11 protein-coding genes, 1 tRNA gene and 1 other RNA gene are annotated in these 16,500 nt (G+C 70.8%); 11 read left to right on the forward strand and 2 right to left on the reverse strand.

Features of this window, described 5'->3' with window-relative positions; genetic code table 11:
- The first annotated feature begins 29 nt into the window (after positions 1–29).
- Entirely contained in the window at positions 30–2,360 is a 2,331-nt protein-coding gene (locus tag ACZ4S3_RS23310) for a transglycosylase domain-containing protein (protein ID WP_467937178.1), read from the forward strand.
- Between the two features lie 644 nt (positions 2,361–3,004).
- On the opposite strand, the gene ACZ4S3_RS23315 is transcribed toward ACZ4S3_RS23310, so the two are convergent.
- Positions 3,005–3,092 (reverse strand) — tRNA-Ser (locus ACZ4S3_RS23315).
- 120 nt (positions 3,093–3,212) lie between these two features.
- Between ACZ4S3_RS23315 and ffs the strand changes: the two genes are divergently transcribed.
- From ffs to ACZ4S3_RS23365, 10 genes are all read left to right on the forward strand, one after another.
- Positions 3,213–3,311, forward strand: an RNA gene (gene ffs / locus ACZ4S3_RS23320) — signal recognition particle sRNA small type.
- A gap of 117 nt (positions 3,312–3,428) precedes the next feature.
- Positions 3,429–5,945 (forward strand): DNA polymerase III subunit gamma and tau, encoded by a 2,517-nt coding sequence (locus tag ACZ4S3_RS23325; RefSeq protein ID WP_467937181.1) that lies wholly within the window; start codon positions 3,429–3,431, stop codon positions 5,943–5,945.
- A 308-nt stretch (positions 5,946–6,253) separates the two neighbouring features.
- Positions 6,254–6,604 carry a YbaB/EbfC family nucleoid-associated protein gene (locus ACZ4S3_RS23330; protein WP_467937183.1) on the forward strand — a complete coding sequence of 117 codons (351 nt, stop codon included), beginning with the start codon at positions 6,254–6,256 and terminating at the stop codon, positions 6,602–6,604.
- Between the two features lie 51 nt (positions 6,605–6,655).
- On the forward strand, positions 6,656–7,255 hold the full coding sequence (gene recR / locus ACZ4S3_RS23335) for a recombination mediator RecR (RefSeq protein WP_467937185.1): 600 nt from the start codon (positions 6,656–6,658) through the stop codon (positions 7,253–7,255).
- Positions 7,248–7,919, forward strand: a complete 672-nt coding sequence (locus tag ACZ4S3_RS23340; RefSeq protein WP_467937187.1) for a DUF5063 domain-containing protein — start codon at positions 7,248–7,250, stop codon at positions 7,917–7,919. Before recR ends, ACZ4S3_RS23340 begins: the two co-directional genes overlap by 8 nt.
- Before the next feature lie 295 nt (positions 7,920–8,214).
- Complete coding sequence (locus tag ACZ4S3_RS23345) at positions 8,215–9,486, forward strand: aspartate kinase (protein ID WP_403499081.1); 1,272 nt, start codon at positions 8,215–8,217, stop codon at positions 9,484–9,486.
- A gap of 13 nt (positions 9,487–9,499) precedes the next feature.
- Positions 9,500–10,618 carry an aspartate-semialdehyde dehydrogenase gene (locus ACZ4S3_RS23350; RefSeq protein ID WP_467937189.1) on the forward strand — a complete coding sequence of 373 codons (1,119 nt, stop codon included), beginning with the start codon at positions 9,500–9,502 and terminating at the stop codon, positions 10,616–10,618.
- Positions 10,619–11,166: 548 nt separating this feature from the next.
- On the forward strand, positions 11,167–11,829 hold the full coding sequence (locus ACZ4S3_RS23355; RefSeq protein ID WP_467937191.1) for a SigE family RNA polymerase sigma factor: 663 nt from the start codon (positions 11,167–11,169) through the stop codon (positions 11,827–11,829).
- A 299-nt stretch (positions 11,830–12,128) separates the two neighbouring features.
- On the forward strand, positions 12,129–13,391 hold the full coding sequence (locus tag ACZ4S3_RS23360; protein WP_467937193.1) for a hypothetical protein: 1,263 nt from the start codon (positions 12,129–12,131) through the stop codon (positions 13,389–13,391).
- 234 nt (positions 13,392–13,625) lie between these two features.
- Complete coding sequence (locus ACZ4S3_RS23365; RefSeq protein ID WP_467937195.1) at positions 13,626–14,531, forward strand: SURF1 family protein; 906 nt, start codon at positions 13,626–13,628, stop codon at positions 14,529–14,531.
- 54 nt (positions 14,532–14,585) lie between these two features.
- Here ACZ4S3_RS23365 and ACZ4S3_RS23370 read toward each other — a convergent pair whose 3' ends face one another.
- Positions 14,586–16,412: a S9 family peptidase gene (locus ACZ4S3_RS23370; RefSeq protein WP_467937573.1), complete on the reverse strand. Its 1,827-nt coding sequence runs from the start codon at positions 16,410–16,412 to the stop codon at positions 14,586–14,588.
- Positions 16,413–16,500 lie beyond the last annotated feature (88 nt).

A 16,500-nucleotide genomic window follows, 5' to 3' on the forward strand; every position in this document is an offset into this window, starting at 1 on the left:
TTTTACCGAGAGGACAGTGATCCGAGCCCATGAGCGGACACCGGCGCCGACCGTCGCAGCAGTCCAACGGCGGCACGCCTGCCGAGGGTGTCCGCACCACGGGCGACCGTCCCTCACCGCACCGACCCCCCGGACCGGGCACGTCACGCCGTGCCCGGAGAGCGGCGCCGGACAAGAGACGGTGGATCGACTACCCGCACCAGGACAGGACGGGCCCGCGCCGCTGGCTGCCGTCGTTGCGTCAACTGCTGGCGCTCTTGCTGTTGTTCTTCGGCGCCACGGCAGCGGCCGTCGGCTATGCCTACGCCACGGTCACCATCCCCGACCCCAACCCCACGGCACTGCTGCAGAACAACGTCTACTACTGGTCGAACGGCACGGTCCTGGCGACCGACGGCAGCGTCAACCGGCAGAACATCCGGATCTCGCAGGTCCCCGCCGATGTGCGGTGGGACTTCATCGCCGCGGAGAACGCCTCCTTCTACACCGACCCGGGCATCGACCCGCAAGGCATCCTCCGCGCCGTCGTCCACATGGCCGAGGGCGGCACCGCGCAGTCCGGGTCGACGATCACCCAGCAGTTCGTCAAGAACACCTACCTGGACCAGTCGCAGACGGTCTCGCGGAAGCTCAGGGAACTGCTGATCTCCACCAAGATCGGCGCCGCCATGAGCAAGCAGCGGATCCTCCAGGGGTATCTGAACACCTGCTACTTCGGCCGGCAGGCCAACGGCATCCAGGCCGCGGCCCGCGCGTACTACGGCCTTCCGGTGCAGAAGCTCAATGCGAGCCAGGGAGCCTTCCTCGCCGCGGCGGTCAACGAGCCGAGCCTCTTCCAGCACGCGGACTCCGACCCCACGGCCAAGGCGAAGGCAAAGGCGCGCTGGTCCTGGGTACTCGACCGGATGGTGAAGACCGGCAAGCTGACGCCGCAGCAGCGCGCACGGTACGCGGCCGCAGGATTCCCGGCACCCAGGAAGTGGACCCTCGGTTCGGGCCTCCCGGGCCAGACCGGCTACCTGGTCCAGCTCGCCCGGTCGTACGCCCAGGCGCACAACCCGAACATCACCGACAGCAGCCTGAGCAGGGGCGGCTACCAAATACACACCACATTCGACAGGAAACGGACCGCAGGACTGGCCAGGGCCGTCGCCAGGGTCCGTGCGCAACGCCTCGACCCCGCCCACCGGTCGGTCGACCGGGACGTCCAGGTCGGAGCCGCCTCGGTCGACCCCACGACCGGCAGGATCCTCGCCGTCTACGGCGGCCCGGGCTACGACCACGCCCACTACTCGGACAACGCCGACACCTCCGGCGTCCCGGTGGGCTCGACGTTCAAACCCGTCGTCCTCGCCGCCGCGCTCCAGCACCGAGCTGCACTGCAACCCGGCAAGCCCCCGGCGCCGATCACCCCGGCCAGCAAGTTCAACGGTGACGACGGCATCAAGATCAAGGACCGGCAGGGCGCCTACGTCACCGACGACAAGGACCCCACCGGCCTCCTCCACCAGCACAACGACACCCCCCACCACTGGGGCTACATCTCGCTGCGCAAGGCGATGGAGCAGTCGGTCAACACGCCGTACGTGCAACTGGGAGAGGACGTCGGCTACCGGAACGTGGCGAGGACGGCGCAAGCCCTCGGCCTGCGCCACAGCAGCCTCGCCGCCCCCAGCGCCGGCTTCTACATCGGTACCTCGACACCGAGCACCATTCGCATGGCAGGCGCCTACTCGACCTTCGCCGCCTCCGGTATGCGGGCCACCCCCTACTCGGTGACCAAGGTGACCCACAACGGCTCCGCACTCCCCGGCTTCACCGCCCCCGCCCCCGTACGGGCGCTGCCGCCGGCCATCGCCGACAACGTGACCGACGTCCTCCGGGGCGTCATAGCCCGGGGCACCGGCACCAAGGCCAAGGCCCTCGGCAGGACGGCCGCGGGCAAGACCGGTACCACCGACGACTACCATTCGGCCTGGTTCGTCGGCTACACCCCCCAACTGGCCACCTCCGTGGTCCTCTTCCGCGAGGACGCGACCCACCCCCAGCTGCAGTCCCTGGTGGGCGTCGGCGGCCTGCAGAAGGTGTTCGGCGGCGACATCCCCACCGAAATCTGGACCCGGTACATGAGTGACGCCCTCGCCGGCCTCCCCGACGCCCCCTTCCCCACCGCCGTCCCCCTCGGCCACGGCACCGACGAGCCAGGCGTCCCCACGCCCTCCCCGTCCGCCACCCCCGCCAAGAAGGGCGGAAAGACCGGCAGGACCGGCAAGGCCGGCAAGAGGACGGCCCCCTCTCCCGCCCCCACGCCGGGCGCCCCGACAACGAGCCCCAAGTGCCGTCACCACAAGTGCCGGTGACCGTGAGCGAACAGGGGCGGACCGGCTCCCCGGTATCGCCGGGCCGCTACCCGGCCCGTTCATGACCTGGTGCAGCCGACCGGTGGCATCAGCCTTGCCCGGATGCCCGGATGCCCGGATGCCCGGATGCCCGGATGCCCGGATGCCCGGATGCCCGGATGCCCGGATGCCCGGATGCCGGATGCCGGATGCCGGATGCCGGTGCAGCGGGCGCGACCGGCGCTGATCACGCCCGCCGACGGGCCGCGGCTCCGGCTGCCCGCGGCCGCCCGGTCCGGGAGCCGGGACCGGGCGCCGATTGCGGACCGCTGCTGCGCCGCTACGGGCGGGACGCGGCCATGTACTGCGTACTGCGGCGTGTGCCGCGCCGCGCTCAACCGCCGATGATCGACGCCGGCCCCGCAGAGGCACCTGCAATCACCACGGCAACCAGAGGGCAGGCCAGACGTACTTTGCGGTGCGCTGATGGCGCCGCCCCCCCCGTGCGCAGTCGGCGCCTCCTGGAGGCTGATTGCGCACGGGGGGCGCCGTCCGAGGCCGGCTGAGACGAGAGCCGACTGAGACGGGAAGAACTGAGACGGAGAACGTCGAAGGGCCCCACCGCAAGCGGTGGGGCCCTTCGACGTATTGCCCGGTGAGAGCAATGGCGGAGGATACGAGATTCGAACTCGTGAGGGGTTGCCCCCAACACGCTTTCCAAGCGTGCGCCCTAGGCCACTAGGCGAATCCTCCGCCGCAAACAATACAAGACGTTGGGGAGTGCTCGCGAACATCATCCGGCGGACGGGGCCGGGGCGGGGAGTGGGCGGGGGACGGGTTCGTTTTTGGGGTGGGGGATCAGCTAGTGTGGGGCTCAGCCCCTCACGTGGCGCTATCTGACTGAACTCCCCCAGGGCCGGAAGGCAGCAAGGGTAGGTCGGCTCTGGCGGGTGCGTGGGGGGCGCTTGCGTTGGCGAACGGGGTCCCCCCTGCTCTTGGGGGTACCGCCCAGGCCCTCAAGGCACTGGGGGAGAAGCCAAGAGCTTGGGGAAGGGCCGGTTGTCAGTGGGGCCCGATATCGTCGTATGCGTGTCGTCCCTCGCGCTGTACCGCCGCTACCGACCCGAGACCTTCGCCGAGGTCATCGGGCAAGAGCACGTGACCGATCCGTTGCAGCAGGCGTTGCGGAACAACCGGGTCAACCACGCGTATCTGTTCAGCGGGCCGCGCGGCTGCGGCAAGACGACCAGTGCGCGGATCCTGGCGCGGTGTTTGAACTGTGAGGAAGGTCCCACTCCCACGCCCTGCGGCACGTGCCAGTCGTGTGTGGACCTGGCGAGGAACGGCCGGGGCTCCATCGATGTGATCGAGATCGACGCGGCGTCGCACGGTGGCGTGGACGACGCCCGTGAGCTGCGGGAGAAGGCGTTCTTCGGGCCGGCGTCGAGTCGCTACAAGATCTACATCATCGACGAGGCGCACATGGTGACCTCGGCGGGCTTCAACGCCCTGCTGAAGGTCGTCGAGGAGCCGCCGGAGCATCTGAAGTTTATTTTCGCGACGACCGAGCCCGAGAAGGTCATCGGGACGATCCGGTCGCGTACGCACCACTACCCGTTCCGGCTGGTGCCGCCGGGGACGCTGCGCGAGTACCTGGGGCAGGTGTGCGGGCAGGAGGAGATCCCGGTCGAGGACGGCGTGCTGCCGTTGGTCGTCCGGGCGGGCGCCGGGTCCGTGCGTGACTCGATGTCCGTGATGGATCAGCTCCTCGCCGGTGCGGCCGCCGATGGTGTGACGTATGCCATGGCGACGGCCCTGCTGGGATACACCGACGGGTCGCTGCTGGACTCGATCGTGGAGGCGTTCGCCGCGGGGGATGGGGCGGCGGCCTTCGAGATGGTGGACCGGGTCATCGAGGGCGGCAACGATCCGCGGCGGTTCGTTGCCGACCTGCTGGAGCGGCTGCGCGACCTGGTGATCCTGGCGGCGGTCCCGGACGCGGGGGAGAAGGGGCTGATCGACGCCCCCGGTGACGTTGTCGAGCGGATGACGGCGCAGGCGTCCGTGTTCGGGGCGGCGGAGCTGAGCCGGGCCGCCGATCTGGTCAATACGGGCCTGACGGAGATGCGCGGGGCGACCTCGCCGCGGCTGCAGCTGGAGCTGATCTGCGCGCGGGTGCTGCTGCCCGCGGCGTACGACGACGAGCGGTCGGTGCAGGCGCGGCTGGACCGGCTGGAGCGCGGCGCGGGTGCGATGGCGCCGGCCGGCATGAGCGGCGTACCGGCCGGGGGCGGTGGCCTCGGGGCGGGGGCGCCGGTGGTTTCTTCCGGGGGCGGGCCGGCGGCCGGGTATGTGCCGGGGCCGGAAGCCCATCCGGTGGCGGCGCCCGCGGGCCCGTCCGGACCGGCGGCCGCGCGGGCCGCGGTGCGCGGGGCGACGGGCGGCGGCAGCGGGAACGGAAGCGGAAGCGGGAACGGTACGCAGACGGGGGCGGGGGCCGGAGTGCCGGCGGCTCAGGTGCCGCAGGCCGCCCCGGAGCAGGGACCAGGGCCTTCGCAGGCCGCACCGGCTGCCGAGGAGGCGCCCGCCGGGCCGGCTGCCGGTTCCGGTGGCGAGCAGCAGCGGGCCGGCGGGGGAGACGCGGCAGCGCCGCAGGCCGGCCCGCAGGCGAGTGCGCCCGCGCGGCCCGGGGCGTGGCCCGGCAGCACCGGCAGCACCGGAAGCACCGGCAGTGGGGGTGGCGGCGGTGGCGGCGGGCGGCAGCCCGGCGGCTGGCCGTCGGCCGTGACGCCGGGGCAGGGGGGCCAAGGAGCGCAAGGCGGTGCGCCCGCCGGGCCTCCGGCCCCCGCCGGACCGCCTGCCGGCGCTCCCGCCCCCGTACAGCAGCAGCCGCAGGCGGCACCGGCGCAGGGAGCCGCACAGGTGCGGCAGATGTGGCCGGACATTCTGGATGCGGTCAAGGGCCGCCGGCGCTTCACATGGATCCTGCTGAGTCAGAACGCTCAGGTGTCCGGATTCGACGGCACGACCCTGCAGATCGGCTTCCCCAATGCCGGTGCGCGCGACAGCTTCGCCAACGGCGGCAGCGAGGAAGTCCTCAAGGACGTGCTGGCCGAGCGGTTCCAGGTGCAGTGGCGGGTCGAGGCGATCGTCGACCCGTCGGGCGGCGCCAATCCGCCGGCCGGTGGTGCGCCCCGTAGCGGCGGTGGCGGAGCGGGCGGCGGCTTCGGCGGCGGGGCGCCCGCCGCGCCGCAGCAGTACGCGCCGCAGCCGCCCCAGCAGAGCGCCCCGGCGGCGTCCGAGGGCGCCGGCGGGCAGTACGGGCAAGGCGGCGGGCAGGGCGGCCAGAGCGGAGGGACCGGCGGCGGCCAGGGCGCGCGGATGGCGCGCGAGGCGGTGGCCCCCTCGGCGTCCGCCGGCGGCGGCCGGAGCGGTTCCGCGGCGGAGCCCTCCTACACCCCGCCGGAGCCCCCGCCGATGTCGATCGAGTACGACATGCCGGCCGAGGACGACCCGGACCTGGTCGACTCCGCCCTCAGCGGCCACGACCTGATCGTGCGGGAGCTGGGCGCAACGGTGGTGGAAGAGTTCAACAACAACGAGTGAGCGGACCATGATGAGCGGGGGCGACGGTGCGTGAAGAGGGACGGCAGCGGGTGACGGCGCAGCCGCGGAAGTCCGTGGATGACGGGCTGTCGCGGGGCGTTGCGGTCCGTCATGGGGAGCGGTCAGGCGGCGGTTACGGGCGGGTATTCCCTCGCCCCGATCGCCATGAACCGGCCCCGGACCACGGCGCGCACGGGGGCCTACGGGGCATATCCGGGCTCCTCCGTACGGCGTAGGGCGCGCCGGGCGCGAAACACGTAGGCTCGGGCTACCGCACCAAATCGTTGTCGTATGGCAGGAGTCACGTCGTGATCCCCGGTGGTCAGCCCAATATGCAGCAGCTGCTTCAGCAGGCCCAGAAGATGCAGGAAGACCTCGCGGCCGCCCAGCAGGAGCTGGCGGAGACACCCGTCGAGGGTTCCGCGGGCGGCGGTCTGGTCAAGGCGACGGTGACCGGCTCCGGTGAGCTCCAGGGTCTGGTCATCGACCCCAAGGCGATCGACACCGACTCCGCCGAGGAGACGGCCGAGACGCTTGCCGACCTCGTCCTCGCGGCGGTCCGGGACGCCAATGCCGGCGCCCAGCAGTTGCAGCAGCAGAAGCTCGGCCCCCTCGCCCAGGGTCTGGGCGGCGGTGGCATCCCCGGTCTCCCCTTCTGAGGAGTAGCCAACTAGCGTACGCAGCACGGCAGAAGAGAAAGAAGACGTTCCGTGTATGAAGGCGTGGTTCAGGACCTGATCGACGAATTGGGCAGGCTGCCCGGCGTCGGTCCCAAGAGCGCGCAGCGGATCGCCTTCCACATTCTTCAGGCCGAGCCGACCGATGTCCGCCGGCTCGCGAACGCGCTGATGGAAGTCAAGGCGAAGGTCCGGTTCTGCACCGTGTGCGGCAATGTCGCGCAGGAGGAGCAGTGCCGGGTGTGCCTGGACCCGAGGCGCGATCTGGCGGTCATCTGCGTCGTGGAGGAGCCCAAGGACGTCGTGGCGATCGAGCGGACCCGCGAGTTCCGCGGCCGCTACCACGTCCTTGGCGGGGCGATCAGCCCGATCGAGGGCGTCGGCCCCGATGACCTGCGGATACGGGAATTGCTGACCAGGCTCGCGGACGGCAGCGTCACCGAGCTGATCCTGGCCACCGACCCGAATCTGGAGGGCGAGGCCACGGCCACGTACCTGGCCCGCATGATCAAACCCATGGGCTTGAGAGTGACGCGACTGGCGAGCGGGCTGCCGGTCGGCGGCGATCTGGAGTACGCAGACGAGGTCACGCTCGGGCGGGCCTTCGAAGGGAGGAGACTTCTCGATGTCTGATGCCACGCTGCACAACGCGACACAGGACCCGGACGACTTCGCCGTATCGATCTCCGACTCGATCGAGAGTTTCATCGTCGCCGTGACGGAGGTCGCCAAGGGCGACGAGCCGGACAGCGCGGTGCCCTTCCTGCTGCTGGAGGTCTCCCAGCTGCTGCTCACCGGCGGCCGCCTGGGCGCCCACGAGGACATCGTTCCCGACGAGCGCTACGAGCCGGACAGCGGCCCGGAGCCGGACGTGGACGACCTGCGGGAGCGGTTCGCGGCCATGCTCGACCCGGTGGACGTCTACTCCGAGGTCTTCGACCCGTATGTGCCGCGCGCGGAGCCGGTGCCCTGCCGGATCTCCGACGATCTCGCCGACATCGTCACCGACCTGCGGCACGGCCTGGCGCACTACCGCGCCGGCCGGATCAGCGAAGCCCTGTGGTGGTGGCAGTTCTCCTACCTCACGAACTGGGGCCCGACCGCCTCGGCCGCGCTGCGCGCCCTGCAGTCGCTGGTCGCCCACGTACGCCTCGACCAGCCGCTGGACGAGCTGGACGGTCTGGACACCGACAGTGCCATGGGCGGCACCGACGGCGACGAGGAGCGGCTCGCCGAGGAGGCCGGAAAGGTCATGGCGGCGGAGATCGCGGGGCCGCTGGGGCTGCAGGGGACGTGAGCGCCCGGTGCGTGCGTATGGCCCGGGGCATGTGACCTGAGTTACGTTCCTGTGTGCTCGGGCCCGTAGCGGGCATGTGCTGGCCGAGCCGGCGTGAGGATGCGCCGCGCGGATCCGCCGCCGGGACGCGGCGCTCACGGTGCTCCGGACAGCGGTCACCAGATGAGTTTCGTGTCTCACGATGCGGTATTCGCGGGGCGGAGTCCGCTTGCTCGGTAAACTGAGCCGACCGCAGTACCCCCATTTCCGGGGGTCCGGGAGGAAACTCCCGAAGAGACAGTTGCGAGGAGCGCACGTGGGCCTTGTCGTGCAGAAGTACGGCGGCTCATCCGTTGCGGATGCCGAGGGCATCAAGCGCGTTGCCAAGCGAGTCGTCGAAGCCAAGAAGAACGGCCACCAGGTGGTCGTCGTGGTTTCGGCGATGGGCGACACGACGGACGAGCTGATCGATCTCGCTCAGGAAGTGTCCCCGATCCCGTCGGGGCGCGAGTTCGACATGCTGCTGACCGCCGGAGAGCGGATCTCCATGGCGCTACTGGCGATGGCGATCAAAAACCTCGGCCATGAAGCGCAGTCCTTCACCGGCAGCCAGGCCGGCGTCATCACCGACTCCGTGCACAACAAGGCACGGATCATTGACGTCACGCCGGGCCGGATCAAGGACTCGGTCGACGAGGGCAATATCGCCATCGTCGCCGGCTTCCAGGGTGTGTCCCAGGACAAGAAGGACATCACGACGCTGGGGCGGGGCGGCTCGGACACCACCGCCGTCGCGCTGGCGGCCGCGCTGGACGCCGAGGTCTGTGAGATCTACACCGATGTGGACGGTGTCTTCACCGCCGACCCGCGGGTCGTGAAGAAGGCCCGGAAGATCGACTGGATCTCCTTCGAGGACATGCTGGAGCTGGCCAGCTCCGGATCCAAGGTGCTGCTGCACCGCTGCGTCGAGTACGCACGCCGTTACAACATCCCGATCCACGTCCGCTCCTCCTTCTCGGGGCTCAAGGGCACGTGGGTCAGCAACGAACCGCAAGGGGACCAGCCGATGGAGCAGGCAATCATCTCGGGCGTCGCACACGACACCTCCGAGGCGAAGGTCACGGTCGTCGGAGTCCCGGACAAGCCGGGCGAGGCCGCGCGGATCTTCCGTGCCATCGCGGACTCCGAGGTCAACATCGACATGGTCGTCCAGAACGTGTCGGCGGCGTCGACCGGACTGACCGACATCTCCTTCACGCTGCCCAAGGACGAGGGCCGCAAGGCCGTCGCGGCGCTGGAGCGCACCCGTGCCGCGGTCGGCTTCGACTCGCTGCGTTACGACGACCAGATCGCCAAGATCTCGCTGGTCGGCGCGGGCATGAAGACCAACCCGGGCGTCACGGCGACGTTCTTCGAGGCGCTGTCGAACGCGGGCGTGAACATCGAGCTCATCTCGACCTCCGAGATCCGCATCTCGGTCGTCACCCGCGCCGATGACGTCAAGGAAGCCGTACAGGCCGTACACAGCGCCTTCGGTCTGGACACCGAGAGCGATGAGGCCGTGGTCTACGGCGGTACCGGGCGATAGGCGGCACCGGACGATGATTCCGGCCGAGGCGGGCCGTCCGTCCCACGAGGTCATCGCGGGGGCGGGCGCCCGTACGGCCCGTAAGCCGCATCTCGCCGTCGTCGGTGCCACCGGTGCCGTCGGCTCGGTGCTGCTCGGCATCCTGTCCGAGCGCGCCGACATATGGGGCGAGATCCGGCTGATCGCCTCCCCTCGTTCGGCCGGCCGCAAGCTGACCGTGCGGGGCGAGGAGGTCGAGGTCGTCGCGCTGAGCGAGGAGGCCTTCGACGGTATCGACGTCGCGATGTTCGACGTACCGGACGAGGTTTCCGCGCGGTGGGCACCGGTAGCGGTGGCCAAGGGTGCGGTGGTGGTGGACAACTCGGGCGCGTTCCGGATGGACCCGGACGTGCCCCTTGTCGTGCCCGAGGTCAATGCGCGCGCGGCGCGGGTGCGGCCGCGCGGGATCATCGCCAACCCCAACTGCACCACCCTCACGATGATCGTCGCGCTGGGAGCGCTGCACGCCGAGTACGGGCTGAGCGAGCTGATCGTCTCCTCGTACCAGGCCGCCTCGGGGGCGGGCCGGGCCGGCATCGACACGCTGCGGGCGCAGCTTTCCGCGGTGTCCGGTACGGAGCTGGGGACGACGCCCGGCGATGTGCGGCGGGCCGTCGGCGACACGCTGGGGCCGTTCCCGGCGCCGATCGCGCTCAATGTCGTGCCCTGGGCCGGGTCGCTCCAGGAGGACGGCTGGTCCTCGGAGGAGCTCAAGGTCCGTAACGAGTCCCGCAAGATCCTGGGGCTGCCGGGGCTGCGAGTCACCGCGACCTGCGTACGGGTGCCGGTGATCACGGCGCACTCGGTGGCCGTGCACGCGCGGTTCGAGCGCGACGTCACGGTGGCGGGCGCGCACGAGATCTTGGCGGCGGCCCCCGGGGTGGTCCTCAGCGACGACCCGGCGGAGGGCGAATTCCCCACGCCCGCCGATGTGGTGGGTACGGATCCGACCTGGGTGGGGCGGGTCCGGAGGTCGCTGGACGATCCACGGGCGCTGGAGCTGTTCGTGTGCGGGGACAACCTGCGCAAGGGGGCGGCTTTGAATACGGCCCAGGTGGGGGAGCTGGTGGCGCGGGAGTTGCGGGGGGCTTAGGGGCGTCGGGCCGTCGGGGCGGGCGGTTCTGGGGCGGGAATGAGGGCGTCTCCTCAGGTCAGGGGCTTCGTGGGCGTCTGCGGGGGGCGTTTGCGGGGCGTTTGTGGGGGTGTCTGTGTGTGGGGTGCCCCCGAGGTGCTCGCCGCGGAGTGTCGCGTCGAGTCGCCGTACCTTGTCTCCGTGAGTTGGCGGGATTGGGTGTCGCGGGCTTGATCTCTCAGAGATACGTTGTGGACACCTTGTGCGACGTGTGAAGATTCCGTGAGCGATCCTCGGTCCGAGCCGTTTGATCTGGGTCGATGATTCGTTTAACTGTTCGCCCCCGTCACACTGCAACCGGCGGTTCGGCGGGAAGCGTCATCCCGGCCACTCCTCGTGGACGGTTCGGGGCACCCGCGGGCCGCTTCGGGAGCCTCGGGTGTCGGGGTAAATGCGTCGGAAATATGGGGCATTGGGGAAGAGCTGGTACGCATGAGGGCATTTGATGCACCGCCAAAAGCGGTGCCTTGCGCGTACAACCCTTATGGGGGGAAGCGTGTCCAACAGGCGTGGCAGAGGTACTCGGATTCACCATCGCCCCAGGGGGCACAGCAGGCGCGACGATACGTCCGCCGCGCTCCCGGGTGTCCGGGGGCATGCCGGTGATCGCCCCCTGGCCCACCGCGGGCCCCGCGCAGGTTCCCGCTCAGCGTGGGGACACTGACGACGCGATGGCAGCGGGCACAACAGTCGATCACCTCACCGAGACCTACCGCGCGCACTACCGCTCACTGCTCGGTCTCGCCGCGCTGCTCCTCGATGACACCGCCTCCTGCGAGGACGTCGTCCAGGAGGCCTTCATCCGCGTGCACTCCGCGCGCGGACGGGTGCGCGAACCGGAGAAGACCCTCGCCTATCTGCGCCAGACGGTCGTCAACCTCTCGCGGTCCGCGCTGCGCCGCCGCATCCTCGGGCTGAAGCTGCTCTCCAAGCCGATGCCCGACATGGCGAGTGCCGAGGAGGGCGCCTACGACCTGCTGGAGCGGGACCAGCTGATCCAGGCGATGCGCGGCCTGCAGCGGCGGCAGCGAGAGGTACTGGTGCTGCGCTATTTCGCCGATATGACCGAGGCGCAGGTCGCCGAGACACTGGGCATATCGCTCGGCTCGGTCAAGGCGTACGGGTCGCGTGGCATCGCGGCGCTTCGCGTCGCGATGGAGGCTCCAGCATGAGTGGCAAGACGTTCGGTCCGTACGAACCGGTCGATCGATTCGGTCGGTTCGATCGGGTTGGTCGAGTTGATCGAGCCGGTTCGTTTGATCGGTTCGACCGATGGGGAACGCGGCGAGGCGCGGGCAGGACGGCCCCGTCGTCGCGGGTGATGGGTTCTTACGGGGTGGCCGGCGACACGGGTGACGTGCGGCGGGTGCCGGGTGATGTGGTGCGTGGGTTGTACGTGGTGCGCGAGAGGCAGGGAGCGGGGGGCTCCGATAGCTCCGGGAGCCCTGACGGTGTTGGGGGCACTGGGCGCGTGGGAAGCGCTGGGAGTCCTCGCGGGGCCGGGAGCAGTGCTGAGCCTGGGCGTGCCGACGGCCCCGAGCTTGGGGAGCGGGACGGGTTCGGTGATGAGGCCGAGTTCGCTGAGGGCGCTGGTACCGACGGTCGGGACGCGCACGGCGGCAGCGGTAACGGTAGCGGTGGCGGCAACGGTGGGGGCGGCGACTGCGGGACGGAAACCGGCGGTGGCTTCGGCGGGGGTTTCGGTGGCGAGGACGAGCTGAGGCGGCTCCTGCAGAACCGCGTCGGCGATCTGGAACCCGCTCCGGACGCGCTGGAACAGCTGCGCCGCGCGGTCCCGGCCCGCCGTCAGCGCCGTCGGCACGTCGTCGTGGGCGCGGCCGCCGCGCTGCTGCTCGGCGGTACGTCGATCCCCGCCATGGTGCACGTAGCGAATCTCAACGACTCCTCCGAGGACCGGCCCGCCAACGCCGCCAGCAGCCAGCGCGCCCCGGGCAGCACCGAGGGTTCACACGGCGAGGGCACCGAGCACGCCTTCCCGCAGCCGACCGGCAAGGACGGCCGGGGCGCGGGCACGGGCAAGCCCGAGGGCAAGGACGGCCGGGCCAGGGAGAAGAACGGCACGGGCAACGGCGCGGGCGCCGGCACCCCTGCCCCGGACGAGACGATGGACGTCACCTCGCCGGTCTGCAGCCGCGATCAGCTCGGGCAGGGCACCAGCTCGGTCGGCGCGGCCGACTCGGCCGGCCGCGTCTACGGCGCGTTCCGAGTCGTCAACACGTCCGGCGCGGCGTGCTCGATCGACGGCGGCGGCACCGTCGGCGTGAGCGCGCAGGGCGCCACGAACGCCGACCGTATCCATGTCGTCGACCACACCTCGGGCGACGAAGCAACCGGGTTGCCCGACCCGGCCACCACTCCTGACCAGCTGGTTCTCAAGCCGGGCGAGGCGTACGAGGTCAAGTTCGCCTGGATCCCGGAAGCCGGCGGCGGCCCGACAGGATGCGCCAATCCGGGGCCCTCGCCGACGCCCGAGCCCTCGAAGGCGCCCGGCGACTCCCCGGAGTCCGGCGCCGCGGCGACGGACGGCGGCGGTAGCCAGGCGGGCGGCGCCGACGGTACGGGCGGCGCCGATGGTGGTGGCGGTGGCGCGGCGTCCGGTGGCGTTGTGCTCAGCCATACACCGGAGGCCGGTGAGCCGGCCGCGGCCGATGCCAAGATCACGGACGCGTGTGCCGGCACCGTGTACCGGACCGAGGCGCTGGGGGACCAGTAGCTGGTGCTGGTGCTGGTGCTGGTGCTGATGTTGGTGTTGGTACGGGTGCTGATGGGCTAGCTGTGGGGCACGGGGTGCCTGGGTGTTGGGGTGCTGGCGTGGTTGGGTACCTGGCTCGGGGCCTGGAGACTCGGGGATGGGTCCGGTACGGCTCGGCCTGACTCCTGACGACCGGAACCGGGCCGCGGAGGGGGCGGTGCGGCTTCGCTGTTCGAGCCCCGTACCGTTGGTGGGGTGTATCGGTTCCTGCTGACCCCGCGGTGGTGGGGGATCAACGTCTTCGCCGTACTGGCAATTCCCTTCTGCATCTTCATGGGCAGCTGGCAGCTGGGCCGCTTCGAGGACCGTGTCGATACGCACCACCAGCAAGAAGACCGCTCCGCCCAGGCCAAGGCCGCGGCCGCCCGGCCGCTGGACAGCCTGCTGCCGGTCGACCAGGTCACCTCCGGCCGCCAGGCCAGCGCCCGCGGGCGCTATGACGCCGGCCACCAACTGCTCGTCCCGGACCGCACCTTGGGCGCCAAGGGTGAGCGACCGGGCTTCTATGTGCTGACCCTGTTGCGTACGGATGCCGGCGAGGCCCTCCCGGTCGTACGGGGCTGGCTGCCCGGCGACGCGAACTCCAAGGCCGACCGGGCGAAGGTGCCCGCGCCGCCGAAGGGTGAGGTGACGGTCACCGGGGCGTTGCAGGCGTCCGAGAACCAGGGCACCGACGGGGTCCAGTCCGATGGCGGGCTGCCGCAGGGACAGCTCGGCATGATCAGCGCGGCGTCCCTGGTGAACATCGTGCCGTACAAGGTCTACGACGCCTGGATCACCCTCAGCGACGCCCCGGCCCCGCTACGCGCCGTTCCCGCGGTCGCGGCGGAGGGCAGCGGGCTGGACCTGAAGGCCTTCCAGAACCTCGGCTACACCGGCGAATGGTTCGTCTTCGCGGGCTTCGTCGTCTTCATGTGGTTCCGCCTCTTCCGCCGCGAGGCCGAAGCCGCGAAGGACGCGGCACTGGGCATCCTCCCGCCGGAGAGCGACACGGGTGCGAGCCGGAACGGCGAGGCGGACGGGGGCACGGACGGACGCGAGGGCGCGGACGGAGACGGGGATGGGGGCGGGGACGGGGAGAGGCCTGTGGCGCACGCCTGAGCGCTGCGGCTCCTGGGGGCCTCCCCCCCCGCGGGCTAATGCCGCTCCGCACACTCACGCCGCTCCGTGGTCACCCTCGTCCCCGAACACATGCCGCTGCGCGAATTCGAGCTCCAGGCGGACCTGCTTGATGCGCTCCTCCACAACGAGGGAGCCGTGCCCCGCGTCGTAGCGGTACACCTCATGCGGGTGGTTGCGCCCTTCCAGCCGCTGGACGTAGTTCTCCACCTGGCGGATGGGGCAACGTGGGTCGTTGACGCCCGCCGAGATGTAGACCGGCGCCCGTACCTCCTCCACATACGTCAGCGGCGACGACGCCTCGAAGCGCTCCGGGACCTCCTCCGGCGTACCGCCCAGCAGCGTCCGGTCCATGGCCTTGAGAGCTTCCATCTCGTCGTTGTACGCCGTCACGTAGTCAGCGACCGGGACGGCGGCCAGGCCTACCGACCACACCTCCGGCTGAGTGCCGAGCCCGAGCAGCGTCAGATAGCCGCCCCACGAACCACCGGCCAGCACCAGCCGCTTCGGGTCGGCGAGCCCGGACGAGACCGCCCACTCGCGTACCGCGTCCACGTCCTCCAGCTCGATCAGCCCGACGCGATGCTTGAGCGCATCCGTCCACGCGCGGCCATAGCCGGTCGAACCCCGGTAGTTGACGCGGACGACCGCGAAGCCATGGTCCACCCAGGCCGCCGGGGACGAGGCGAAGGCGTCGCTGTCGTGCCAGGTCGGGCCGCCGTGTATGTCGAAGATGGTCGGGAAAGGGCCCTCACCCTCGGGCCGCTGCACCAGTGCGTGGATACGGCCGCCGGGGCCCTCCACCCAGGCATCGGTCACCGGCACCGACCCGGGCGCCTTCATCCCGGGCGGGTCCAGCACGATCTTGCCGCTCGTCGACCGCACCTCCGGCGGCTGCGCCGCGGAGGACCACAGGAACTCCACCGTCCCGTCAGGCCGGGCCGTCGCGCCCGAGACCGTACCCGCTGGAGTCTCGACCCTCGTCAGCACATGGCCGGCCTCCGCGGCCGCGCCGTCATCGCCGGTCGGCGTGCCCAGGCCGTAGCGCCACAGCTCGCTCCGCGCCTGGTACTCGTGCTCCACCAGCAGCGCCGATCCGTCCGGGTACCAGTCCGCACCCACATCACCGGGCAGGTCGATCTCCAGGGCGGTTTCCACCCCCGTCAACGGATCCCAGATCATCGGCTCCCAGCGGCCCCGCCGCTGATGCCCCACCAGCAGCCGGGCGTCACCGTCCACCGGCGCGAAGCCCATCACCGACAGGCCCAGTTCCTCGGTCCCGCCGTTGGTGTCGTCCAGCTCGGCCACCGTCGAACCGTCGGCCCGTACGACACGGATCGCGGAGTGCATCGCATCGCCGTGTTCGGTGTGCTCGATCGCGATCAGCGAGCCGTCGTGCGAGAGATCGCCGACACCCGCCGACTCACGGTGGCGGTAGATCTCCACCGGCGGCTTTCCGGGCCGTACGACATGGACCGTCGAGCCCTCGTCGTCCGTGGAACGCCCGACGACCGCCGTGCCGTCGCGGGCGATGGACAGCCCCGCGGGATACGAGGCCGCCAGGCCCGGCGTGGCCGGCTCATCCGGGCCGCCCGCGAACGGCTGGCGCATCCAGATGCCGAATTCGTCACCGTCCGTGTCGGAGAACCACCAGATCCACTCGCCGTCGGGCGAGAGCGTCCCGTCCGTCGTGCCGTTCGGCCGGTCCGTGGCCTGCCGCTGACCGCCCGTCTCCCGGTCCCATGCGTACAGCTCGAAGGTGCCGGTGGCGTTCGAGACGAACAGGGAACGGTCCGGGGCGTCCTCGGCCCAGTCCGGCAGTCCGATCCGCGGAGCACGGAACCGCTTTTCCCAGTCAGGAATGTCCGTGGAGGTGGTCGAGCCCGGGGAGGTGAGGGAGCTGTTGGAGCTGGTCGCAGGGGTCGGATGGTCCTGGCGGTTCGAGCGGTTC

Source organism: Streptomyces sp. NPDC028368 (assembly GCF_055565615.1).

Excerpts from the sequence above, each read along its gene's own strand:
- ACZ4S3_RS23340 (WP_467937187.1), top strand. The coding sequence starts at position 7,248 with ATGTCTGATGCCACGCTGCACAACGCGACACAGGACCCGGACGACTTC.
- ACZ4S3_RS23350 (WP_467937189.1), top strand. The coding sequence starts at position 9,500 with ATGATTCCGGCCGAGGCGGGCCGTCCGTCCCACGAGGTCATCGCGGGG.
- ACZ4S3_RS23310 (WP_467937178.1), top strand. The coding sequence starts at position 30 with ATGAGCGGACACCGGCGCCGACCGTCGCAGCAGTCCAACGGCGGCACG.